The sequence below is a fragment of the Sporanaerobacter sp. PP17-6a genome, from assembly GCF_900095615.1.
Classification (GTDB): Bacteria; Bacillota; Clostridia; order Tissierellales; family Acidilutibacteraceae; genus Acidilutibacter; species Acidilutibacter cellobiosedens.
In genome coordinates this window covers 1-25,111 of record NZ_FMIF01000016.1, presented here as the reverse complement: position 1 = coordinate 25,111, position 25,111 = coordinate 1, and the positions used below count along the sequence as shown (strand labels likewise).

Genomic DNA, 25,111 nt, shown 5'->3' with positions numbered 1-25,111 from the left:
ATAATTCCCCCTTATAAAATTTTAACTCTATTCTTTGTCTAAAACTTCCATCAAAGCATCAAAATCATCTGCACTCATTATCCCTTTTCTTATATCTTCATGCATAAGCTTTCTTGAAATCTGGCTTAATATTTTTAAATGTACGTCATCACTCTTTTCAGGAACCGCAATCAGAAAAAACAGATGAACGGGTTTTCCGTCAAAGGAATCATAGTCTATTCCCCTTTTGCTTTTACCAAAGGCCAGTGAAACTTCATTTACGGAACTGCTTTTCCCATGAGGTATAGCTATTCCCATACCTATTCCCGTAGAAATTTGTTTTTCTCTGTTTAATACCGCATTTTTAAACACCTCCTTGTCATTAACTTTTCCATCCTCAACTAATAAATTTATCAATTCATCTATGGCTCCATTCTTGTTTTTAGCTGTCATGGCAAAACAAGTTCTTTTTTCAGAAAATATTTCTCTTATATTCATAATCAAACCCTCCGTACATTTTTTTTTGATTGAGGCAGCAATTCTTCTACCTGTTCTTTAGTACATGCTTTTGTCCCTTCCAGGGAAACTGTAGCTCCACCGCAGGCCTGAGCAAAACTTAAGGTATCCATATCGTCCAAATTATTGATCAGAGAATATACCAAAGCCGCAACCATAGAATCACCAGCCCCTACCGTATTCTTTACAGGAACTTTCAGCGCTTTTGATGTATAAATACCATTATCCGTTACATATACGGCTCCCAAGGAACCCATAGATATGAGAATACTATTTACTCCTTTTTTCTTTATGCTTATAGCCCCTTTTATTATTTTCTTTTCATCAACTTCTTCCGGCTTCATTCCGCACAGAAGAGACAGTTCATAAATATTGGGCTTTATTGCAAAGGGTTTTTCTTTTATTCCTTCATCTAAAAAACTACCTTCCGCATCTAATATAACTAAGGCTCCTTTTTCCTTTGCAATTCTTGTTAAAGTTCCGTATATATCCTTTGGAATTCCAATGGGTATTCCTCCGGATAAAACCACTAAATCTCCCTTTTGGCATTGATTACTATAAAATGATATAAAACTATTTAATTCTTCTGAAGTTATATTTGGTCCTGCCTCATTTATATCCGTATATAATTTATTTTTATTATCAATTATTTTCACATTAGTTCTTACATCTCCGTTTATCGTTATAAAATGGTGAGAAATTTTTCTCTTATCCAGTTCTCTTTCGAAAGTATCTTTAAATATGCCTCCCAAGAATCCTGTTGCCAAAGAATCAATATCTAAATTTTTTAAAACTTTTGATACATTTATCCCTTTTCCGCCAATATCGTATCTCACTCCAATAACCCTGTTTACATCTCCTAATTTAAAATTATCTATAATTAGCGTTTTATCCAGGGCAGGATTGAGTGTTACGGTTATCACCATGCTACCATTCCCCCATATTATGCTGTTATCACATCTACTCCTATTTGCTCATATTCCTTCAGTATATCTTCGGATATGTCTTCACTTGTTATTATCATATCTACCGATTTCACCGGACAAACTACTGAAAAACACACATTTTCAAATTTGCTGCTGTCCGCCACAACAATCACTTTTTTGGCATAACTCATCATCATCTTTTTAGTCTGGGCTTCTATAAAATTGGGAGTGGTAATCCCTTCTTCCACCGATATACCGTTGGCTCCGATAAAAGCTTTATCAACCCTGAAATTTCTCAACGTCATTTCCGCTATACTTCCAACCATCGCTCTGGTACTGGCCCTTAGAGTTCCTCCTGTCACAATTACTTCCACCTGTTCATTCTGGGAAAGTTGCGATGCAATATCGATTGAGTTTGTTATTACCGTTACATGTTTGCCTTCAATCATCTTTGCGATTTCCAAAGTTGTCGTCCCCGAATCAAGTATTATTGTATCATCGTCCTCAATAATTTTACTTGCTGCTTCCGCAATCTTTATCTTTTGTTCGATTCTCTCATCTTGTTTATCCTTGAAGGAAGGCTCATAATTAGTTTTGATATCTACCCCTACGGCTCCTCCATGGGTTCTTTCGAGTAAATTTCTTTCTTCCATCTCCTGCAGATCTCTTCTTACAGTGGATTCAGAGACATTTAACATGGAAACGATTTCATTTACCTTTACACTGCTTTTTTTCTCCAATATTTCCGATATAATCTTTTGTCTCTCCTGCGCAAACATAATTATCAGTTCACCTTCTTATAATTAATCGTTTGATGATTGTTTATGATTGATTAATTTAATAATACACGATAATTTTATCTATGTCAATAAAATTCTTTTAAATTCATTTAAAAATAATCATATTCAATCTTATTACTGCTCATTTATGATTATTTTATTGGCCGTAAATAAAGCACCTGAGATTTTAATTTAAAAATAAATCTCAGGTGCTATGGTCAATGACATTTTTATTCTTCACTTTTACTTAAAAGTTCAAGGGGTTCCGCTTTTAAGTTATTTTTAATGAATATTAATGAAATAACAAAAGATACAAGAATCACCACAAGGCATACGACAACCGGTGTCAGTGGATTCGCCGATACGTTGATTTCACTTAAATTCGCTATCTTATCCGAATTGTTTACCCAGTTGCTGAAAGCCGTGCTGTACAGTTCCGTTTCCATGTTTGTCGACTTCGACATAATAAAATCCGCTGTCTTAAATCCGGCAAAACTCCCTATAACTGCCCCTATGGATATAATTATAAGAATACCGTAGAGCATGGACAGTGTACATTCTTTTCTGTTCATACCGAGAGAACGTTCTATTGCCGTGCGCTTTTTCTGCTTTGAAATAAACAGGAATACGAAGAAAAACAGTATTGCCAGCGTCGTCGCCCCGCTTACGGCTACCAAAACTACGGCTACCGTTTTCAAATTCTGCATCCCTGAAGACAGCTTTTCATACCCTCCGTCGTAAAACTCCACCTCCAAATTGCTGATGCCCAAAGCTTTGAATTTCTCCATGTATTCCTTTGTCGTCCCGTTTGGTATCTGAAAAGATGTGTTGTATCCCTTCATGGGGCCGTAGCCTACAATGTTGTTTTCGTCGCTGTTTTTCACGGATTTGGATGGAATAACCACCGCATTCCTTCCCAGTTCATACCCTGTGGGTTCTGCTTCCGGATTGACGGTATTGCTGTAAAATCCTACAATTTTATAATTGCTGTCCTCAAAGACCGGATATTCTTCTCCTTGGGCATTGAGAAGCCCGAAATCCGACACAGTACCATTTGCCCTAAATATCTGACTTGCCGATTTTTCATAATCTGCATAATACAGTTTAAGATTTAAATTATCTCCTACTTTTAAATTGTTTATTTGAGCAAATTTCCAATGTATAATACATACCTTATCACCTTCTTCGTACTCTTCCTTTGTGATATCACGTCCGTCACAAATAGATGCACTTCCTTGGTTAAACTCCATCAGAAACTCCGTCTTGTTTGTAGGAACAACGGGAAAGGTATCTTCGAAAAATCTGTCTTCTGCCTTTCCTAAGTTTTCCCATTTCTTTACTTTCTCAGTTTCATAAAAATTATCAGTAACTTCTTCCCACTTTTCAGAAAGCATATCTTCCCCCGCAACCGTTTCTCCCTTCTTATTCCTTTGGGTTGAAATAGTAAGATTTTCCGGAATAAATTCATAAGATCTTTCCATATAAGAATCCTTATGTTCATTAGGAATTTGTTCAATAAATGTTATATATGTTTTTCCTTTCTCCAACAATCCCGGGTTATCGTTAAATTCGTCGCAAAGCCAAATGTCAGTCCCCTCCAGATCAAACGTCCCATGAAGTACTCTTTTAACTTTCACTTTCACAGGATCTGAAGGAATACAGTCTCCATAGGCTACTATTTCCACAATAGAATCAAGTTTACCTTCAACATATTCTTCTTCCTTTGAAGACATGATTTTTATACCAGGAGAATAAGCGCCGTAGTAAGGCCTCTGCTCAGGTTTAATTATGTAACCAGCCCCTTTGAAATCAAGGAGTGAAATGGGCAAAATATAATCATATATAGGTTCATCCCAATAAGTATATTCCTTTCTTGCGGAATTCCAGCTCTGCTTTAACTCCACGGAATTTTCCTTTTGATTGACTACCCCCACAGTGGTAAAAACCTTTTCGTACTTTTCCATATTATCATTACATGTCCGCCAAAGGTTGATGCCCAGAGACAAAAACGTAACCGTTAGTACCGTAAGCAAAAGAAAAACAATTGTTCTTGCCTTTGTCCTTCCCATTTGTTTCAGACTGTTTCTTAACAGCATATTTCTCACCTTCCGTTTTCATTAATGATGCCTTTCTCTGCCAGCTTCCCGTCTTTCATGGTATAAACAACGTCTGCCCTGTCGGCAATACTCATATCGTGGGTTATGATAATCACTGCGTATCCTTCGTCGTGAGCCAATTTCCCCAGCAGTTCCACGACTATGTTTCCGTTGGCGGTGTCAAGGTTTCCCGTGGGTTCGTCGGCAAGGAGGATTTTCCCTCCCACTGCAAGGGCTCTCGCTATTGCAACCCTCTGCTGCTCTCCTCCGCTCATCATAAGGGGCAGCTGATTGTATATTCTTTCTTCGAGCCCTACTTTTGAAATCAGCTCTTTTGCTTTTTCTTTGGCTTCTTTTGTGGAAACTCCTTTAAGCTCCATGGGATAAGCCACATTTTCGAGAGCCGTCAAAAGGGGAAACAGATTAAATGACTGATATACAACGGACGCCGTATTTCTCCTGTATTTATCCCTGTCCAATGTGCTCATGGGCTTATCCTCCAAATAGATTTCTCCCTTCGTAGGCAGATCAAGGCCTGCCAAAAGGGAAAGAAATGTGGTCTTTCCACTCCCGGAATGACCGACTATGGCATAGACTTTCCCCGTATCAAAGGTGCATGAAACATCGGAAACCGCTTTAACCGTCTGATATTTGCTTTTATATACATAGCTTACTTCCTTTGCTTTTAATATACTCAATTTCACCATACCTCCCTTTAGTCCGTTTTGGATAATACCGCCATTACGCTGAATCTGTTCAGTAAAAGCAGTGCAATTGCTGTCCCCATCATGTAAAAAATCAGGAATACTGCTAAAACAGTTACAGTAGTTTTAAACATAAGGTTTACAATAAAACCCGATACAAAAGCTCCTATGATACTGCCTAAAAGTGCCAATATCATGCTTTCCAAAAAAATTATCCGAAAACATTTTCCCTTGCCTGTCCCTAAGGAACGCATAATGGCAAATTCATGCTGCCTGCTCTGCATCAATAGGTAAGACGATATAAAGCCAATTGCGGCAACGATTATAAAAATCAGCGGCGCAAAACTTTTTAGCATGTTCAGGCTTTCCGTAAGCTGAGTTGCTGACATGATAAATGTTTCGTCGTTTATGGTCAGGGCTTTTCCAACCCTTGAAAAACCGGAACGCATATTGGTAGGTAAAAATCCGATTTTCTCCATTTCATCTTTAAATTCGTTGATTTTGAGAGAATCCCTGAGGGCAAACCTGGCGGCGCTTGCATAGCTCTTAACATTTGTTCCTTCATAGATGCTTTCCACAAATTTGTCCGAACTTATAATATAAGGCGCTTCATTGCGTCTCTGAGTTTTGGACTTATAGCTTCCGATCACCTTCATCTTCACAAGGCCTATTTTTTCAAAATCGTCTATGGTTTGTCCTTCATCATCATATTTCGGTGCATAGGCCTCAACTTCCAATTCGTCTCCCAATTTGATATTCTGCTCCCTCATAAACCTGTCCCTTACAATACATACGGCTTCACTTCCCTTTAAAAAACTTTCATCGTAGTTATCAATATATGAAACATCCTCAGGTGCAAATGATGAAAATATAGAAAAAGAATTGGTACCTTCAAACCTGAATAAAATTCCCATAGCCGATTTGCTAACTGTACCGGGTATACCAGCCCATATTTCCGTTGCAGTCACTTCGTCTTTTACAAGTCCCGTGTTGCGCATCTTTTTTAGCATCCCGAAATCAATCTGAAGCCCCACATCCTGACTGCCATCGATATTGCATATGCTCCCCGTAACGGGAATGGTCCTTCCGAGCCTTAAAAGCTGGGCTTGATTTTTTTCTATATTTCCCATGTACAACAGCAGAAATAAAACAATCATGCATGAAATCAGAACAGACAGAAAACTCTTTTTTCTGTGCCTTGAAATATTCTTCTGAATTGCATGAAAAACAAACATAATCACCACCGCCTTTTTAAAAAGTAAATAAATAAAATGACTATAATTGATAATAAATATCTATTTAAAATTTTTTATTTAATAAACGCAGGATACATTATGGAATAAATTTTGGATTGAGTATTGGAATTCTTATGTCTGATCTTAAGAGATGACTTGCTATTATCCTGACAACTTTCTGTAGGATTTGTTCTAAAGGGTTTGCCGGATTATTTATGTATTGCTTTTTTAATATCAATATTTACCTTTTTATCATAATAAAAGCATATATTTCTATTTGATTTAAATTATATCATTATTATATATATAAGTAAATATATTTTATGTAAAAATTATGTAGAATTTATGGAAAAATATGAAATATATCAGGAAAAGCCCCTGCAATTTTAATTAAAATTGCAGGGGCTCTAAAAGTATTTTTTATATTTTCTGTTTTGCCGTTCCCAGATAAGCCGATTTAATATTTGGATTTTCGGCAATTTCTTTCGCTGAACCCTTCATCGTTATCTTCCCTTGCTCCAGGACATAAGCCCTGTCGGCAACGGAAAGGGCTTTGTATGCATTTTGTTCCACCAATAGTATGGTCTTGCCCATCTTTCTTATATCCACTATTATATCAAATACTGTCTGAACCAAAAGAGGCGCTAATCCCAAAGAAGGTTCATCAAGAAGCATAAGATCAGGATTGCTCATAAGTCCTCTTCCCATGGCAAGCATCTGCTGTTCTCCGCCGCTCAAGGTACCCGCAATCTGGTTTTCTCTTTCCTTTAATCTTGGAAAAAGAGTATATACCTTCTCCAAATCCTCTTTTATTTTTTTATTATCATTTCTCAAATAGGCTCCTAAATACAGATTATCTTTCACGGACAAATTGGCAAACACAAGTCTTCCTTCCGGTACCTGACATATGCCGTCTTTTACCACTTTGCTCGGATTAGACGTAAGATTTTCACCTTTATATGTTATCTTCCCTTCTTTATACTTTAAAAATCCGGATACGGCATTAAGCAAAGTCGATTTTCCGGCTCCATTGGCTCCGATTATAGTTACAATCTCACCGGAATTTATATCTATGGACACTCCTTTCAAGGCGTGTATCCCTCCATAATATACATGTAAATTGTCTACTTTCAGCATTTCTATCCCTCCACTCCCAAATAGGCTTCGACTACTTTAGAATTTCCCTGTATTTCCGAAGGAGTTCCTTCGGCTAATTTACAGCCGAAGTTTAGAACCACTATTTTTTCGCATATACCCATAACAAGATCCATATGATGATCTATAATCAAAACAGATACTCCGAATTTTTCCCGTATATATGATATCAGGCTCATCAATTGTTCCGTTTCGTCAGGGTTCATGCCGGCAGCCGGTTCATCCAACAATAAAAGCTGAGGATTTAATGCCAGTGCTCTTGCTATCTCCAACCTTCTCTGAAGCCCATAAGGAAGATTATCGGCTATCATTTCTTTTCTGTCCATAAGCCCCATTATTTCAAGAAGTTCTTCTGTTTGGCCTTTTAACTTTCTTTCCTCTTTTCTGCATTTAGGAAGTCTCAAAAAAGTTTCGGCAATATTATAATTTCCGTTATAATGACAAGCCGTAAGAACATTTTCATAAACAGTAAGCTTTTTAAAAAGCCTGATGTTTTGAAAAGTCCTGGTAATACCGCATTGGGCTATTAAATAAGGCTCTTTATTTGTAATTTCATTTCCCTGAAATATTATATTTCCCTCGGTAACCTTGTAGACTCCCGTTATAAGATTAAATATGGTTGTCTTGCCGGCACCGTTAGGACCTATAAGCCCTACGATATTGTCATCGTCTACGGTAAAATCCACATTTCCTACCGCCGTAAGTCCGCCGAAACGCTTTGTGACATCCTTAAATTCCAACATAGCCATTTTATTATTTCCCTCCTTCGGTATCTTCAGCAGGGTTCTTTTTATGTTTGCCTATCCGCGAAAACAGTTTTTTCATACTTGAAGGAGTAAATTCATATCCGCCCATAAGGCCCTCGGGCCTTGTTATCATAATAACGATTACGGCTAATCCGTAAAAAACAAGCCTCCAACTTGAAAATGCCCTCAAAATTTCAGGTAAGGCAGTTAATATGAGTGTTCCAAGTACACTTCCGGATATACTTCCGAGGCCTCCGAATATAACTATTATTGTGAGTTCAGTGGACTTTACAAGGCTGAACATTTTAGGTTGCAAAAACGTCATATAATGACCCATAAGTCCTCCTGCAATACCTGCATAAGCAGCGCTTATCATCAATGAAATGAGTTTATATTTAAAAACATTTATGCCGACTGTTTGGGACGCCAGCTCCTCTTCCCTTATAGCAATCATATTTCTTCCGTATTTTGACCGAATTAAATTTGCAAGTAGAAATATTCCGATTATATTTATAACAAGAACATTGGTCAAGTTCGTATAATTAGGAATTCCGGGCCAGCCTCTTGCACCGCCGAAATATTGAACATTATCAAGAATCAGTCTTACGGCTTCTCCAAATCCCAATGTCGCTATACAAAAATAATCTCCTTTAAGATTAAGAGTCAATCTCCCTATGAAAATACTAACTACAGCGGCCGACAATCCCCCAATCAGCAAGGCAGGTATAAAAGGCCAGCCGTATTTTACGGTCATCATGGCTGTCGCATATCCTCCTATTGCCATAAACCCAGCATGTCCAAAGGAGAACATCCCCGTAAATCCTGTCAAAAGAGATAATCCCAATACAGTCATCAGATTTATTCCCGATAATATCAAAATTCCTTCTATATAATACATATCCATTAGAAAATCTCCTTTCTATGCTTTATCCTCAGTAGTTTTACCCATAAGCCCAGAAGGTTTTACAACCAAAACCCCTATTAATAGTACAAATGCTATTAAATCTCTGTATTGAGATGATATATACCCGGATGTAAAGGTTTCGATTATTCCAAGTAAAACGGAACCTATAACGGCCCCGGGAAGGCTTCCCAGTCCCCCGAAAACTGCCGCTATAAAGGATTTGTTTGTAATAACCCCTATCTGAGGATAAACCGTGTATTTCATACCAAACAATACTCCTGCTATCCCTGCGAAAAAACCGCCTAATGCAAATATGGCAATTATGATGAAATCCGTATTTATTCCCATAAGGGCACTTGCTTTTATATTGTAAGATGTAGCTTGAATCGCTTTCCCGATCTTCGTATGATCTATAAGGTAAACGAGAAGTAGCAGGCATATGGCAGATATGACAAACATAAGAGCATCTAACCTTCCGATAGAAATACTTCCCAAAGTAAAAGGCGTTTTATCAAGTACAGGAGGATAGGTCCTAAAAGTAGGACCTATGGACGGTATTGCTATTATAATATTTTCCATGAATATGGATGCCCCCATGGCACAAATAATAAAATACAGAAACGGGGCTTTTCTGTCTCTCAACGGTTTATATGCGGTTCTTTCGATTATTACCGCAACTATTGCGGTACACAGAGCTGCAAATAAAAATGCCAAAGCAAAAGGAAGATTGTATTTTGTTAAAAAAAAGTACCCAAAATAAGCTCCGAACATTATAACTCCGCCATGAGCAAAATTGCTGAATTTCATAATACTATAGACTAAAGAATATCCGACAGCCATTAATGCATATACACTTCCGATGGATAATCCGTTAATAAGTTGTTGCAAAAATTGAGTCATAAATCTTCTCTCCTTTAAAAATTATCTTCTCTCCCAATAAATTTAAGTTTTTATTGCGCAGCGGAATATTTTTTCTGGAATACGTATTCTCCATTGACTAACTTAACTATTGCTGCTTCTTTTCCCTCCGGATTATGCGTATCTTTACCAACCTTTATTTTACCGGTTATTCCGACTATATCCGTAGTTTCAAGAGCTTTGGCAATTTTTTCGGAATCTGCTTCTCCTGCCCTTTCCATAGCGTCAACAAGCATCATTATAGCATCGTGAACCAAATATCCGTTGATCTCCATATTTTTGTTGTATTTTTCCTTGTACTCATTTTTTAAATCCTGCACGTCAGGGTCATCATAATTTACCTGATTAACTATATATGAACCTTCTACCGCATCCTTGGCCATAGTTATAAGTTGTTCCGAAGGCCAAGTGTCTCCGCCCATAAGAGTGGCTGTTATTCCCAATTCTCTGGCCTGATTTGAAGATAGAGCAACTTCTTTATAAACAAATGGCATAAATATTACGTCAGGATTTGCAGATTTTATCTTGCTCAATTGAGGTCTAAAATCAACATCTCCGGTTTTAAAGGCTTCCTTGGCAACAATTTTTCCTCCCTTTTTAACAAAGGTTTCCTCAAAAAATTCACTTAATCCTTGAGAATAGTCATCGGACACGTCATAAAGTATAGCCGCATTTTTTGCTTTCAGCTCGTCTGCTGCAAACCCTGCCGCTACCGCTCCCTGATATGGATCTATGAAACAAACTCTGAAATTATAGGGCTTAACTTTTCCATCAACAACGGTGACCTTTGGATTCGTTGCAACTGTAGCAATATCCGCAACTTTTGCCTGTTCAAGTACGGGAGAAATGGGTATAGCAGTACCGCTTGTATTAGGCCCTAATATTGCAACCACCTTGTCCTGTCCCGTAAGCCTTTTGGCAACGTTTACAGCTTCCTGAGCATCACCTTTTGTGTCATATCCTATAACTTCCAATTTCTTACCCAGAACTCCTCCCTTTTTATTAATATCATCAAATATCATCTTTACCGCGTTCAATTCACATTGTCCCCATACTGCTTGATCTCCCGTCAGGGATCCCATCCAGCCTACTTTTATAACGTTTTCATTCTCCGTCTTCTCTTTTTCGTTCTTAGAACATCCCGTAGTAATTACAGAAAAAATCATTACAAATAATAACAATAATGATAAGGCTCTCTTTTTCATTTTACTCATTCCTCCTTAAATATTAAAATAAAATGGAATTTTTTTTATTATAATATTCAATATTCAAAAAACTTCATAATGCTTCAAGAATATTCGAAATTTTTAAATGAATTTTATATTTCTCATAATAACTGCCCCTATACAAGAACATTGTCCTTGTATAGGGGCAGTTATTACTTACTCAACATTACTTTAACTTTGATAATAAATCATAATACTGATCCATAAATTCATCTACGGAATCGGTCTTTTGCTTAGCTAATCCTAAAAACAAAATATCTACTATAAACAGTTGCCCATATCTGGAAAAAATCGGAGCTAATCTCGTTGCATTAAGTTCTGTGCTTGGAACTAAAAGCTTTAAATCTGCTAAAGTTTCAAGCTCACTCTTGAAATTTCTCGTTATCGCTATACATTTTGCCCCGTTTTTCTTGGCTTCTTCGACAGCTAAATTTACCGCCTTAGTTTTGCCGCTAAAAGATATTGCTATTATTACATCTTCTTTAGTTGCAATTCTTGAATTCAGTACTCCAAAATTACTATCAATACTATATACACAACGTTTTTCTAAGCGTATCAACTTTTGCATAAAATCCATTACTACGATACCGGATGATCCTACCCCAAAGAAGAATACAGTATTGGCAGCATTTATCCACTCTATAGCCTGTTTAAATGGCCTGATACCGTTAACACCTATGACATCCTTACATGTTTTTGATATGCTGCTTATTATATTATTAGGCATTTCGTTAAATGAATCCGCCCAATTAAAAATTTTATTAGCATTATCATAAGCATCGTTGTCATTACCAGAAGCAACCTCAATTTTTAATTCACCAAAAGATAATTTACAATACTTACGAACAAATCTTGATATAGATGCCGATGAAACATTTAAAGTTTTTGCCATTGCATGTATATTTGCCTTTACAAATTTATCTGTATCCTTCAAGATATAATTTGCGATAACTTTTTCGGTATCCGTCATCATATCATAATTTCTTTCTATTAATCTTAGGCTTTGCAACGGTATATCTCCTTCCATTTTACTAATTAATTAGTATTCTATCATTATCCACACACTTAATTTTATTGTCTGGCTTTATGATAAATTTTACAGGGTTACCATATTCATTATACCATAATACTAACATACACAATTAATTGAGTCCCTACCTGCTTCTATTGCTATATTAACAAGATTATTCAGATTCTCCTCACGGCTTAAAGCTAATGTTGCCTCTATAATCATGGGAAGATTTACACCGGTTATAATCTTGATATTGCTTTTATTATTTTCCCGAATATATTTATAACTTTCATTAAAAGGTGTTCCTCCCATAATATCGGTAAATATTAATACCCCATTATAGTGAGAAGTCAATTCATTCAGCTTCTTTGTCAGTTCCTCTTTATAATTGTTATAGTCATCAAATTTTAAAACAAAAACATTATGATTTTCTCCTGCAATCATTGCCAAACTATTCATCATCCCTTGGCATAAATCTCCATGGGAAGTCACTAATAATCCTATCATTTATACCCCTCCAAATGTAATTGCTTATTATAATGTGTTACGGATTCATCGTTGTGGATAGTAAATTTTAAGAATACGGCATCTTCCTTTTATTTTTATATTACCTGAAGAAGCCGGCACAAATATTGTTTCTGTATATGATAAATTATATAGTTCGTCTTCACATTGTAATACGCAGTTCCCTTTAACACATGTAAGAATGTAATATTGTCCATTACTCAAAATATCCATTTCATTTTCTATGTCAATCACATCTGCGTGAAATAATTTATGTTCAACTCCTACATAGCAATTATTACTTTGAATTTGAGTTAAAGGAAAATGCTTAATATCATATTTAGCATTAATATCTAATGATTCAAAACCTTTCTCTAAATCTAACGGGCGAGGGCGGCCATAATCGTATATACGGTAAGTAATGCCACCAAAACTTCCTATTTCAACCACTAACATATTTTTACCGCAAGCGTGCAAAAGACCGGCAGGAATTAATACAAAATCTCCCTGTTTTACAGGTACTCGGTTGACATAATTCTCTAAAGTTCCATCTTCAACCGCTTTACGCAATATGGCTTTATCTTCTATATTAACGCCGGCTGTAATGTATGCTCCTTCATCTGCTTCCAAGACGTACCATGATTCGGACTTCTCATAATCATTTATTTTTTGAGCATACTCTTCATTAGGATGCACCTGTATTGAAAGGTCTTCCGCTGCGTCAATATACGCTACGCGTATTAATTGTGTATTTGGATCATCTCCCATTATTTCTTCATGACGATTTTCAATAATCTCTTTAATATTCTTCCCTGCAAATTCGCCTTCGGCAATTGAATTTTCCGAATTCTTATATGCACATACTTCTCTGGAAATACCAAAACCATGTTCATTCAAATTCCTTATTTTTTGCAATCTATTGCCCGCCCATATACACTTCATATAAACGGGTTTCAATTTTAATGGTTTCATTTTTGCTTCTCCTAACGGTTTTTATATTTTTCATCTTTGTAACGAGTATAGTTATCACGTAAAAATGTTTTGTGGATAACTACAGGCTGGTATCCTTTTGCTTCAATAACATAATCATCAATTGTCGCAGGTATCGTGACAATTTCCAGATATTTTTGTGTAAAACGGAATTTAGGATTACTTTTTGAATAAACCTCAATTTCTTCTCCATCCACTAATGTTATGACAGTAAACTGTCCGTTATTATTACCTTCATACTTTCCATGTGTATTCAACTCTATACGATTAGTCTGATAGTACATCAAATCTGTTCTTCCGACGATATATTCTTTATAGTCTTGGGATTCTGAAATTAATATGGGTTCTATAACTATGTTTTGCCTTACCCATTCTGAATCCCGTTCAAAATGTAATACCCTTTCTGCGTTCTTGGTATGAATAGGACGAAATTTTCCTTCTTTGTCCTTACGATTATAATCATAAATTTTATAAGTATATGATCCAAGTGTTAAGCTGCCTAATTCTAAAATAAACTGATTCCTACCGGAAGCATGAATGGTACCGGCCGGTATCATAATTTGCTTTCCCGGAACGGATTCAACTGAATTTACATATTTCTGATAGTTTATGTCTTGGTGATCTCTTTCTGATTTTTTAGCAAGCTCTAAAAGTTCCTTCCCGTCTCCCTTAAATCCAGAATATGTTTTAGCTCCATGTCCCGTAGCAATAACATAATACGCTTCATCTTGACGTCCCAACTCATTATAATTATCCATAACAAAATCTTCATCCGGGTGAACTTGAATAGACATATTTCCATCGCTATGCCACGTATCGTCATAATTAAATCTGATCGGAAAATATCCGTCAAATTCATCAAAACATTTTTGTCCCATCATTGACAGCCCCTTTTTCTGTACAAATGTATAGAAAGGAATGTCAACATAATTACCATCTATATCCACAACTATACTTGTTTCCATTGGTATAAATTCAAAAATCCAAGCTATATTAGAAGAAATATTCTGTGGAATATTCCTAATCTTACGTATATATTCACCTCCCCAAATTCCCTCTAAATAAACCGGTTTTGCCCTGAAAGGATAATGCACTAAAGTTTCCAAAACAGTTTCTAAACTTGAACCATCCATTAACATATAATTATTATCGTCATTTCCAAGAATATAAAAATCAATACCGTATTCATTAAGTAATTCTTCACGCAATTTAAATACAATTTCAAAATCTACGAAATAATTCCTTCTCATAAGTAAATTGAATTCACGAGGGTTTTTATCACCTATATTGGCAAATCTCTTTTCTCTGGCACGGATAGCTGCAACTTTTGGCGTGACATCAATGTAGGCTACCGCATCACAAAGATTGCGGATATTTTTTATAGCGCTTCCCAGTCCGTATACTACTGTTATACCTTCATTCTTTTTCTTTAATACCCCATATAATGGATTTAATTTATCTTGATCCATTATATCATCCATGCTTCCTTTAAAAAGTTTACCAAATAACAGAACCGGATCATCATCATAATTTAGTGGTAAACTTTCCTTTGTTAACTCGTCAATTTCCGTTTCTGATTTATAATAATCTTTTATATTAATAGTGATTAATTTAATATTTCTCTTTTTGCAGTATTCTCTAATTCCTTCTAATACTACATCAAATTCTGCACTTACATATCCATCGATGGCTAAAGAATATCCATTGTTTTTCATATTTTCAATACAATGTTTTGCAATGGATATTCCAACCTTATCATTACCAACTACCAAAGACTCTTTTACTTCTCTCGGTAAATCTATTTTATTTACAGCACTCATATCATCATACGCTAGCGGTTTAAACATAAAACTCATATTCTGTACCTCCAATTTTAGCATTTACAGTTATCTTCTATAAACACTGATTTATAAAATCTACAATTAAAATTTGCTCTGGGATATCCGTCAATTGGAACTATAATATATTAAATAATACTCCAAATATTCCCATGGCAAATGATAAAGCCAATGTTATATACAAACCATTCTTGGGATATTTTTTTATAATATAATAAAATAGAAATACTGTACAATAAGGTAATAATTTTGGTATTACAGAGTTAATTACATCATTTAACACAATTTCTTTCTCTGCAAATTTAAACACCGGTGATAGATTAACCTTTACATAGTTTGTAATTAAACCGGCTGTAACCATCATACCAACAATAGTAGAACCCTCAACAAATTTTTGTATAATATTACTATTTTTCATTTTAAGTATGAATTTAGTTCCAAATTTATAGCCCATCATGGTACCATAGTATCTTACTAAAATGCAAACTATTAAATTGGGAATAATAAATACTAAAGGAGCAATCGGATTTCCCTCAATTGCTAAAGCTGCGGCAAAAGCACCGGTGATAGTGACTACAACCCCCTTAAAGAAAGAATCGCCAAACCCTGCTGTAGGTCCCATTAGGGCTGCTTTAGTAGCTGAAATGGACTGTGCTTCGATAGGTGCCCCCAAAGCTCTTTGCTCTTCTAATGCGATAGTTACGCCCATGATTACATTATGCATAAAAGGATGTGAATTATAAAATTCAGTATTACGTATAGTTGCCTCTTTAAGGTCTTCACCTTTATATAATTTCTTTAAAGCAGGTAAAATTGCATAACAATATCCTAATCCCAAATATCTTTCATAATTTAAACATGCACCGGTAAAGTACGAACGACGGTATATGGATTTTAAATCCTGCTTTGTCAGAATCCTTTGTGAACTGTCTTCTTTAATCTCTCCACCGATTTCCTGGGATTCCTCTTCTTTGCCAAGAGTATAGATGGCCACTGCAACACCAATACTGAATATAGCTATGGATATGACGTTCATCTCTAAATAAGCCGTCATCACATATCCTATTGCTAAAAAACACCAATACCTCTTCAAATTCATCATTTTTAGAAGCATTGCCATACCCATTGCCGGCATTATACCTCCCGCTACACTGAGACCTGTTCTTATAAATTCCGGTAAAATATTATATAGCCTTTCAACCCATGCACTTCCTAAATATATACCTAAGAAAGACGAAAGCGCCCAACAACCAAACATACAAATTAGGCAAAGCATTTGATGTGTTTTAACAGCATCAACATTGCCATCCATTATTTTTTTGTCTGCTCTATGTGCAATAAACAGATTTATATTATAATCCAGTAATAATATAAATTGTGCAAATACGCCTATGGGAAACGCCAATGTTACACCTACCTCTGCATTTCCGCCGCTTGCTATGGCCAAAACAGTTGACATCATTCCTGCAAATTGTGCATTGGGAGGAACACTTCCACCTACCGGGAATACACCCATAAACATTAGCTCTACCGTTCCTCCTACTATTAATCCTGTTCGTAAATCACCCATTAAAAGACCAATTATTGGACCCGCAAATACCGGACGGCTAATTTGGATATGTCCATATCCCAAATTTTCCGTTAAGAGAAGCGCCATAATTAATGCAATTACGATTGAAGTTGCTAATGACATAAAAAAACCCCCTTTAAAATTAAATTTTTGTTTTTTATATCTTCTGACACTGTTTAAATTAAATCTAAAATATTCTTTTTTGACTCTGTCGGCAGTTTTTGTATTTCACATACAATTCCCATATCAGTTATTTCACGTAAAGCATCTAACTCTTCGTCAGAAACATACACTGTCTTAAAGATTTCTTTTTTGCCGGGTTTGAAATGAATGCTTCCAATATTGAGATTGGTAATTTTCACTCCGTTTTTTATTAGGTTTAAAAAAGTTATAGGACTTTTAGCTATTATAAACATTTTCCTCGAGATGTTATTTATCTGTTCGATGGCATCGTTTTCATCAAAAACGCATAGTTTCTTACCTCTCGGGCAAGCCATCTCCAATAAGTCTTTAAGCATTTCATTTTTTGCCGAATCGTTATCCACTACAACAAAAGTATCAAAATTTATAGCCTGTGCCCAGGCGGTGCTAACTTGTCCGTGTATCAACCTTTCTTCCACTCTGCTAAAAACTATAGGCATAACTTATCTCCCTCCTTAAATTTTGATCATTTAATTTTTAAAATTAAATATCGTGAAATAATTCTTTATTATTAATATATCAGAAATTTAATTTATTTTCAATATATATTTTTAAAATTTAATTTCATATACTATTTTATAATTAATCCTTTGTCTTTACCCCTACAGAGTTTTACTTGCATTTGCTGTATCCGGCTGAATTATAAGAAAGTTATAAAAAAATAGAAGGAATAAAAATTCCTCCTATTTTAACATTATTGTATTATTTATCTGAACTTCTAATAGGGCTTTTCACATAAGAAAAGTAACCCTTCAAAAAATTTGTCAATGTTGACCTTTCCCCCTATATTTCTTTTCCCTCGTAAAAAATCCATTTCTGCCTTTACATTTTCAAAATCAAACAACGTATTGAAATATGTTTGAAAAATTTCATTAGAATAATCTTCTAATCCTTCGCTGGCAATATTGGACAACCCTATTTTAATTGCTCTTCTTATCCTTTGTTTTACTGTTTTGGGTTTGTCCTTGCTTATATATGAGCATAGATTATCTAAATTAAAATCTTCATAGGATTTTTCGGACTCTATAATATACATACAAATTTTAATAATATCGCTTGTCCCTTTTTCTCCCAGCATTCCGACCATACTAAGAGCATTTTTTATCTTGTTGATTTTGTTTTCTCTTTCAGTTTCTTCATGAGAATCCGAATCCTTAAATACCCTCTTTATTCTTTTCAACATCCTTTCCAACTCAATTTTTTGGGCTACTTTATTTGCAACTTTTTCAACCTCAATTATATTTATAGGTTTGTTTATAAAGAATTCTATTCCTAAATTATAGGCTTCTGTTATAAGGTCCGTATCTGAAACTTGAGATATCATTATAAAATTTATTTCCGGTTTAATTTTTTTTATTTCTTTTACTAAACTATTTCCATCTAATTTAGGCATAAGCAAATCGACCAAAACAATATCAGGATTTATAATGATAATTTCCTTTAAAGCCGTATCTCCGTCATTGGAAGAACCGACTACCTCTCCCAAATTGTTTTCTTCTATAATGTTGGCAAGTATTTTTACAATATTTATATCATCATCTACAATATAATATTTCAAAACAAATCCCTCCCGAAAACTTCTTTGGGTATATTTATGGTAAAAACAGTCCCCTTATTCAGTTCAGATTTTACAGAAATCTTTCCTTTAAATTTATTTTCCACAAGATCTTTTACCAATGCAAGACCTATTCCTCTTTCTATATTGCCTGTATCCTTATCAAACTTCGTGGAAAATCCCGGATTATATATATAATCCAAATTATCTTTCTTTATTCCCATACCGTTATCTGAAATATAAAATACATAATCATTCGTATATTCATCTATTAACACTTTCAATATGCCTCGTTTTTTATTTTCCATGGCTTCGATTCCGTTATTTATTAAATTCATGAATACGGACATAAGATAAAAATGATCCTTAACATCAAAATTTACTTTGACATTAAAATTTAAAATTATATCCAATTTATTTCTTGCTATATATTCTTTCATATCGATCTCTAAAATTTTTATTATATCTTTAATGTTCATACAAGATACATCTGATTTATCTTCAGACATTTCTTCCAATCCTTTTATAACTCTTATATAATCCTTTTTTATTTCGTGGACATTTTTAGCAATGTCTAAAGATAAATTTTTAAGTTCTTCAGGATAATTGTTCTCCGAAATTGTCTTATAAGCAAAATATGATTTTTTCATTACCTCCTCAATCTCTGCCATATTTTTATTCATAAAGTAAATTTCACTTTTAAAACTGGCAGTAAGCATCATCAATCTTCTGTATCTGAATTCATGTTCATCTTTTATAAGAAATGACTGGTATCTCTTTATTCCTATTACTATTCCCAGAACAGCAGCGGACCTTAACAATGCTATTAATATAAGACCCTTGATAATCTCTATATCCATATCAACTATTCCGGTCCTTATACTCATTTCTACCACGTTTGAAAGAAAGTCACAGGAAAAAGAAGCTGCTATAAAACTTGTAAGATTTTTTTCTGTTTTTCTATAATAAAATAAATAAAAAAATATACCATATGAAAAATAAAAAAATACATCAGGCATTACCATTATATATATTTGATGTATATCCTTAATTGTTATATAAAGAACTATGCTTCTAAAAACGGGAGAAACTATCCCCGATGCAAAACCTACCCCTATAGGATTGACATCCTCATAATAATATAAAAGGACAGGAAGTATTATAATCGAAAGAGTTATAATGAACCCTTGAGAATAATAGTTTATATGAAACAGAGCACCTATCGCTATACATACTGCAATAAAAATCGTATGTTTAAACTTTTTCATTTTTTTCACCTTATCATAAGCTATTATGAAATTGTTTTCCTTTTTATCTATAATACTAAATTTATATCTTCTTGTCCATATTGTTTTTCTGCTTTAATTATCCTTAACATAAAATAAGGAAACTATTTATACCATGTATTTCACTCATCACCTGCATGGTAATGAATCAGAAATTGTAACAATCAATCCCTTATGTTATCATTATTGTACAGACAGAATTTGGAATATATAGGGAAGCACAGATGACGGTTTTCATAAAAAATTGATTATTTATAGAAATGTTAATTATTATTGATTAGCATACTTTAAAACACGTTAGATTATTTAAATATTTATGTAGCATTTTCCTTACTTCAGGGGTGTTTGTAGTGAAAGGAGGATTTGAATGTTGAAACCACAATCATTACGTGTGGATGATTGCACAGAAAATGTTATAAAGTTTTATTCCGATATGGTGTATCGCCTTGCTTTCGCTCGAACAGGAACAAAATGTGATGCTGATGAAGTATTTCAAGAAGTATTCATGCGATATATAAAAAAGCATCCTGTATTTGAAAATGAAGAGCATCGTAAAGCATGGCTGATCAGAGTTACAATAAACTGTTCTAATAAGTTATGGAATTCTCCATGGAAAAGAAAAATTGAACCTTTGGCGGAAACAATACCCTTTGAAACAAAAGACGATATAGACCTTAATAATGAATTGCAGCAATTGCCAAAAAAATACCGTGAGGTTATTCACTTGTTTTACTACGAAGATATGTCGCTTGATGAAATCAGTCAAGCATTAAACCGGAAAAATTCTACAGTTAGGACACAACTCACCCGTGCAAGAGCATTGCTCAAAAATATGTTAAAGGAGGATTATGATGTTTAAGGAAAAATATAAACATATGATCGATCAAGTTCATCCAAGCGATGAATTGGTATGCGATGTTTTGAAATCAGCCCATAGTAGAAATAAAAAGAAGAATGTTTTAATTTCATCCTTTCGCAAGCCAGTGACGGCCATAATAGCAATTTGTATTTGCATGTTTCTGGCAATTCCGATACTTGCAGCAACGCTAGAACCCATCTATCAACTTATGTATGTGGTTTCTCCGGGTATAGCCCAATTTTTTATGCCTGTACAAAAATCTGATGAAAACAAGGGTATAAAAATGGAAGTTGTATCAGCTTATATCCACGGCAATGTAGCAGAAATCTATATAACGATGCAGGATTTAACAGGAGACCGCATTGATGGCACTACCGATTTATATGATAGCTACTCCATAAACCGTCCATTTGATAGCTCTGCTTCTTGTCAGCGTGTCGGTTATGATGAAAAAACAAAAACTGCAACATTTTTGATTTCAATTACTGAATGGGGAAACCAAAAGATAACGGGTGATAAAATCACTTTCTCTGTAAAAGAGTTTTTAAGTCATAAAAAGAATTATAGTGATGTCGGAATTCCGTTAGACCTTTCATTGGTTACAACTGCCAAAGATACGCAAAAGGTATATACAACAGGAGGTGGCGGAAAAGACTACCAAACGTATGTTGATGAAGGAAAGGCAATTGTCCTCACGCCCTCGCAAGCAACGGCCGGTTTCCCCGTAGATGGTATTGATCTAACTGGGATAGGCTATATTGATGATAAGCTTCATGTACAAATGGCACTTAACGACCGTTTGAAAAGTGACAATCACGGCTCTTTCTATTTAAAAGATACCAATGAAAAGAAGGTAGAGTGTAATTATAATATTTACTTTACAAACCAATATGAACATCAAGAGGATAGAATTGATTATTGCGAATGTGTTTTTGATATCCCGCAGGAAAAGCTTGGGAACTATTCTCTTTACGGAGATTTTGTTACTTCTGGTATGTTAACGGAGGGAAATTGGAGGGTTACATTTCCTTTAGAGCAAGCTAAATAATTGGACTAAATATGAAAAATAGGCGAAAGCGCCTCATCCACAAAAAATTTCTTGTGAATGAGGCGCTTCCTTTCCGTATTCAGTTTGCCATAATCGGTAGGTTCATAATTTATCCTTTTTATTTTAAATTCTATTTAAATAGATAATTGTAAATCATTATGGCCGCACTTTCTCTGGTCAAATTGCTCTTAGGATTGAATTTACCATCAGAACCTTGAATGATTTTTAATCCATATGCAATATTTACATATCCTAATAATTTTGGATCTATATCCTTTGTATCCTTAAATATTTCTTTGTATATTCCTTCCAGATCTGCGACTTTGCTATATCCCAGAGCTCTTATAATAAATTTGACTCCTTCTTCCTTTGTAACGACTCTCTCCGGATCTCTTTCCCCTTCTTTTACTATTCCTTGAACCGTTAAATATTTATAAAGAGAATTATCAAAATCCTTAGAGTCCGGCTCAAAATAAGGATAAGCCGCTTTACAAATTAAATATAGGAAATCCTTCTGGATAATATTTTCTTTCGGTTTAAACTCATCCGATGAAAAATATATGCCATAATCAGCTAAAGTCTGAATCTGAACCTTTGCATTGCTATCATCAATATCCTTATAAACAGGGGCTACCTTTTCTTTATAAACGTTCCCGTTACTATCCAAAAGCTGTCCCGTAGTCGCACTGATATTTACAGGTTTATCCTGCTTTAACGTATAGCATAATTTTACGGACTTAGTATATTTAGGAGTCGTATAATCATATACAGTCACATATCTAAGTTCCATCCCTATATTACTATACAGAACGTCGTAAGCTTTGTCTGAAGATATTATCTTATCTTGAGACGGAAATTCTCCTTTATACCAATCAATATTATACGATGTTATCTTTCCGTTCACACCATTAATTCCTACACTTATATCATCTCCGTCGACATAAGCTTCACCTGATTTTCTTACAAAATTAAAATATCTATAAATATCATTCTTTTGTACATTTCCCTGCTCCATCAATTCCACTTCTTTATACTTTGAAGGATTGAATTTTTGGATAAAATCCTGAGCGTTCTTTAACAGTTCTTTATCCGAATATTTTACGGAACCTGTACTCGCATTTGGATCCCCGTAATAAAAACTTATCAGTTCTCCCGTTTTAGCATCAACAGACACCTCATAAGTTTCATAATTGTTATTCTCGGATTTTTTATTAAAACTAATCATCCATACATATTCGCCTTCGTTTTTCCAATAGGAATTTAAAGACTTATCAACAACTTCAAATTCTTCACCTATATTTAACATTTTTCTTGCTTTATCTACGGCTTCATCACCATTTATAATTGAAGATATACTTTCAACGGCTTTAATCTCGTCGGGAGATAAATTCTCTCCGTTACCGCCTGCATCTGCCATACTTTTTTCCTCTGCTCCTCCATATAGTCTGTAATAATCGTATGGCATCAATTCTCCCGTCAGTGCATCTACTCCCTTAGATTCTCCTATATAAGAGTATGCTAAATAATAGTTTGGCTTATCCTTTTCATAGGTATATTTGTACACCAAATTTATTCCTTTTTTATCTTTAAATGTGCTCTTTGCCTCATCTAAAGATATAATATTTTTGCTATCCGGAAACTTCAAGCTACTGTCCCAATTGAAATTGTAATTTGTAACTTCTCCTGTATTTTTATCTACATATATGGTTGCATTATCATCACTATAAGGAATTCCGTTTACAATCCTTATGAATTCATAATCATATTCATTTGATCCAGGATTCAAAGATGTATTTTCATTGTCATATTTTACAGACTCAACTACTTTAGGATTGACTTTTTTCAAAAATTCCTGAGCAATTTTCAATCCGTCTTCCTTTGAAAGTTTAGGCAGTTTGTTATCTGATGTATTCTCGGAGTTATATTTATTGTAATTAAGAACCGTTCCTTCAGCATCAATAGTCACATTTACTCCCTTAGAGTCCTCCTTGGAATTAGTCCAATTTAGATAGAATGTAACTTTTTCTCCCGAAGAGCTTACATTATAATCAAATTTATCATAAGTATCTGTAATATTAAACAGCTCTTTAGATCTTAATATTGCATCTTGAAGTTTTTTATCATATTGTTCTTCTCCAAATACTGCTAAAGGCAACATCAGAGAAATCATCAGCATAAAAGACACTACTTTTAATATTTTTTTTCTCATAAATAACCCCCCTTGTATTACAAGTATTTAATAGCTATAATCTTATTTTTATTAACATAAAACTCATCACTTAAGCCATTGGCAATTATCAGTCCTCTTCCACTGCATTTTAAATCTAAAGGATTATATTTATTGCAGTCAAAAATAAAACCTTCTCCTTCATCTGATACTTCAATCTTTATTACTTTCTCCATCACCTCCAGATGGAGTTTAACACATTTATTTCTGTCATAATCATTTCCGTGTATGGCTCCGTTAGTTACAAGCTCATTTAATATCAGCTTAACATCGAACATTACCGTTTCATCCGAAATTATTCTGCTCAATTCATTCAATACGTTTTGTAAAAAATCTTTAATAATATACAAATCACTGCACACATAACCATTAAATATAAAGGACAACTAAATCACATCCATCTAATATATATTTTACGTTTTATGATTTTATTTAAACTATTTAATAGTTACCCATATTTTTGTCCTTCAACCTAATGTTTTTTACTTAATTTATAAAACTATATCTCTCCTTCCATATCAAATTTCTTAAAAATATTATATAATTAAAATATCATAAATGGGTTACAAAACCATTACAATATTGTATAAACAAAAGTGGTTTAAAATAAGCAATAAGCGGGTATTATTTATTATGTTTAACTCATTATGACAAATTTATGAGGAGAGTGATAAAATGGATAGATATGTTTGTGGTCCGTGCGGTTATGTTTATGATCCTAAAGTAGGAGATCCCGACGGAGGTATAGCTCCGGGAACCCCCTTTGAAAAACTTCCTGATGATTGGGTATGCCCAGTCTGTGGCGCTACAAAGGATCTTTTTGAAAAAGAAGAATAA

24 protein-coding genes are annotated in these 25,111 nt (G+C 34.4%); 3 read left to right on the top strand and 21 right to left on the bottom strand.

The genetic code is table 11. From position 1 onward, the window contains the following. Window positions 1-27 precede the first annotated feature (27 nt). The 19 genes from PP176A_RS07965 to PP176A_RS07875 form a co-directional block, all read right to left on the bottom strand. Window positions 28-477, bottom strand: a complete 450-nt coding sequence (locus PP176A_RS07965; protein WP_071139943.1) for a PTS sugar transporter subunit IIA — start codon at window positions 475-477, stop codon at window positions 28-30. Window positions 478-479: 2 nt separating this feature from the next. Beyond that, window positions 480-1,421, bottom strand: coding sequence for a 1-phosphofructokinase (gene pfkB / locus PP176A_RS07960; RefSeq protein WP_071139942.1), 942 nt, complete (start codon window positions 1,419-1,421; stop codon window positions 480-482). A 17-nt stretch (window positions 1,422-1,438) separates the two neighbouring features. Next, window positions 1,439-2,200 carry a DeoR/GlpR family DNA-binding transcription regulator gene (locus PP176A_RS07955; RefSeq protein ID WP_071139941.1) on the bottom strand — a complete coding sequence of 254 codons (762 nt, stop codon included), beginning with the start codon at window positions 2,198-2,200 and terminating at the stop codon, window positions 1,439-1,441. Between the two features lie 230 nt (window positions 2,201-2,430). Then, the gene (locus PP176A_RS07950) at window positions 2,431-4,296 is read right to left on the bottom strand and encodes an FtsX-like permease family protein (RefSeq protein WP_071139940.1); all 1,866 of its coding nucleotides are present in this window, start codon (window positions 4,294-4,296) and stop codon (window positions 2,431-2,433) included. A gap of 5 nt (window positions 4,297-4,301) precedes the next feature. After that, window positions 4,302-4,994, bottom strand: coding sequence for an ABC transporter ATP-binding protein (locus PP176A_RS07945; RefSeq protein WP_071139939.1), 693 nt, complete (start codon window positions 4,992-4,994; stop codon window positions 4,302-4,304). A 17-nt stretch (window positions 4,995-5,011) separates the two neighbouring features. Further along, a complete protein-coding gene (locus tag PP176A_RS07940) occupies window positions 5,012-6,235 on the bottom strand; it encodes an FtsX-like permease family protein (RefSeq protein WP_071139938.1) in 1,224 nt (407 codons plus the stop codon). Window positions 6,236-6,655: 420 nt separating this feature from the next. Next, window positions 6,656-7,372, bottom strand: a complete 717-nt coding sequence (locus PP176A_RS07935; RefSeq protein WP_071139937.1) for an ABC transporter ATP-binding protein — start codon at window positions 7,370-7,372, stop codon at window positions 6,656-6,658. Between the two features lie 2 nt (window positions 7,373-7,374). Then, window positions 7,375-8,139 (bottom strand): ABC transporter ATP-binding protein, encoded by a 765-nt coding sequence (locus tag PP176A_RS07930; protein WP_071139936.1) that lies wholly within the window; start codon window positions 8,137-8,139, stop codon window positions 7,375-7,377. A gap of 4 nt (window positions 8,140-8,143) precedes the next feature. Beyond that, complete coding sequence (locus tag PP176A_RS07925; protein ID WP_071139935.1) at window positions 8,144-9,040, bottom strand: branched-chain amino acid ABC transporter permease; 897 nt, start codon at window positions 9,038-9,040, stop codon at window positions 8,144-8,146. A gap of 15 nt (window positions 9,041-9,055) precedes the next feature. Then, window positions 9,056-9,940 carry a branched-chain amino acid ABC transporter permease gene (locus PP176A_RS07920; RefSeq protein ID WP_071139934.1) on the bottom strand — a complete coding sequence of 295 codons (885 nt, stop codon included), beginning with the start codon at window positions 9,938-9,940 and terminating at the stop codon, window positions 9,056-9,058. A gap of 50 nt (window positions 9,941-9,990) precedes the next feature. Then, window positions 9,991-11,163 (bottom strand): ABC transporter substrate-binding protein, encoded by a 1,173-nt coding sequence (locus PP176A_RS07915; protein WP_071139933.1) that lies wholly within the window; start codon window positions 11,161-11,163, stop codon window positions 9,991-9,993. Window positions 11,164-11,350: 187 nt separating this feature from the next. Next, window positions 11,351-12,193, bottom strand: a complete 843-nt coding sequence (locus tag PP176A_RS07910; protein ID WP_159429050.1) for a MurR/RpiR family transcriptional regulator — start codon at window positions 12,191-12,193, stop codon at window positions 11,351-11,353. A gap of 120 nt (window positions 12,194-12,313) precedes the next feature. Next, a complete protein-coding gene (locus tag PP176A_RS07905; RefSeq protein ID WP_083381857.1) occupies window positions 12,314-12,703 on the bottom strand; it encodes a PTS sugar transporter subunit IIA in 390 nt (129 codons plus the stop codon). A 45-nt stretch (window positions 12,704-12,748) separates the two neighbouring features. Then, the gene (locus PP176A_RS07900; RefSeq protein ID WP_071139931.1) at window positions 12,749-13,672 is read right to left on the bottom strand and encodes a class I mannose-6-phosphate isomerase; all 924 of its coding nucleotides are present in this window, start codon (window positions 13,670-13,672) and stop codon (window positions 12,749-12,751) included. Window positions 13,673-13,683: 11 nt separating this feature from the next. Continuing rightward, window positions 13,684-15,546: a class I mannose-6-phosphate isomerase gene (locus PP176A_RS07895; RefSeq protein WP_071139930.1), complete on the bottom strand. Its 1,863-nt coding sequence runs from the start codon at window positions 15,544-15,546 to the stop codon at window positions 13,684-13,686. Window positions 15,547-15,646: 100 nt separating this feature from the next. Then, window positions 15,647-17,221, bottom strand: coding sequence for a PTS system mannose/fructose/sorbose family transporter subunit IID (locus PP176A_RS07890; protein WP_071139929.1), 1,575 nt, complete (start codon window positions 17,219-17,221; stop codon window positions 15,647-15,649). Window positions 17,222-17,274: 53 nt separating this feature from the next. Next, a complete protein-coding gene (locus PP176A_RS07885) occupies window positions 17,275-17,739 on the bottom strand; it encodes a PTS system mannose/fructose/N-acetylgalactosamine-transporter subunit IIB (protein ID WP_071139928.1) in 465 nt (154 codons plus the stop codon). 278 nt (window positions 17,740-18,017) lie between these two features. Beyond that, the gene (locus PP176A_RS07880) at window positions 18,018-18,857 is read right to left on the bottom strand and encodes a DNA-binding domain-containing protein (protein ID WP_071139927.1); all 840 of its coding nucleotides are present in this window, start codon (window positions 18,855-18,857) and stop codon (window positions 18,018-18,020) included. Beyond that, a complete protein-coding gene (locus tag PP176A_RS07875) occupies window positions 18,854-20,122 on the bottom strand; it encodes a sensor histidine kinase (protein WP_071139926.1) in 1,269 nt (422 codons plus the stop codon). Before PP176A_RS07875 ends, PP176A_RS07880 begins: the two co-directional genes overlap by 4 nt. Window positions 20,123-20,507: 385 nt before the next feature. Between PP176A_RS07875 and PP176A_RS07870 the strand changes: the two genes are divergently transcribed. Together PP176A_RS07870 and PP176A_RS07865 are read left to right on the top strand one after the other, a co-directional pair. Then, the gene (locus PP176A_RS07870; protein WP_200796098.1) at window positions 20,508-20,999 is read left to right on the top strand and encodes an RNA polymerase sigma factor; all 492 of its coding nucleotides are present in this window, start codon (window positions 20,508-20,510) and stop codon (window positions 20,997-20,999) included. Further along, complete coding sequence (locus PP176A_RS07865; RefSeq protein WP_071139925.1) at window positions 20,992-22,047, top strand: hypothetical protein; 1,056 nt, start codon at window positions 20,992-20,994, stop codon at window positions 22,045-22,047. Before PP176A_RS07870 ends, PP176A_RS07865 begins: the two co-directional genes overlap by 8 nt. A gap of 130 nt (window positions 22,048-22,177) precedes the next feature. Here the strand turns inward: PP176A_RS07865 and PP176A_RS07860 are convergent, their stop codons facing one another. Next, the gene (locus PP176A_RS07860; RefSeq protein ID WP_071139924.1) at window positions 22,178-24,256 is read right to left on the bottom strand and encodes an S-layer homology domain-containing protein; all 2,079 of its coding nucleotides are present in this window, start codon (window positions 24,254-24,256) and stop codon (window positions 22,178-22,180) included. A 17-nt stretch (window positions 24,257-24,273) separates the two neighbouring features. Continuing rightward, on the bottom strand, window positions 24,274-24,660 hold the full coding sequence (locus PP176A_RS07855) for an ATP-binding protein (RefSeq protein WP_083381856.1): 387 nt from the start codon (window positions 24,658-24,660) through the stop codon (window positions 24,274-24,276). Between the two features lie 289 nt (window positions 24,661-24,949). Here PP176A_RS07855 and rd point away from each other — a divergent pair, with 289 nt between their 5' ends. Beyond that, complete coding sequence (rd, locus tag PP176A_RS07850) at window positions 24,950-25,111, top strand: rubredoxin (RefSeq protein ID WP_071139923.1); 162 nt, start codon at window positions 24,950-24,952, stop codon at window positions 25,109-25,111.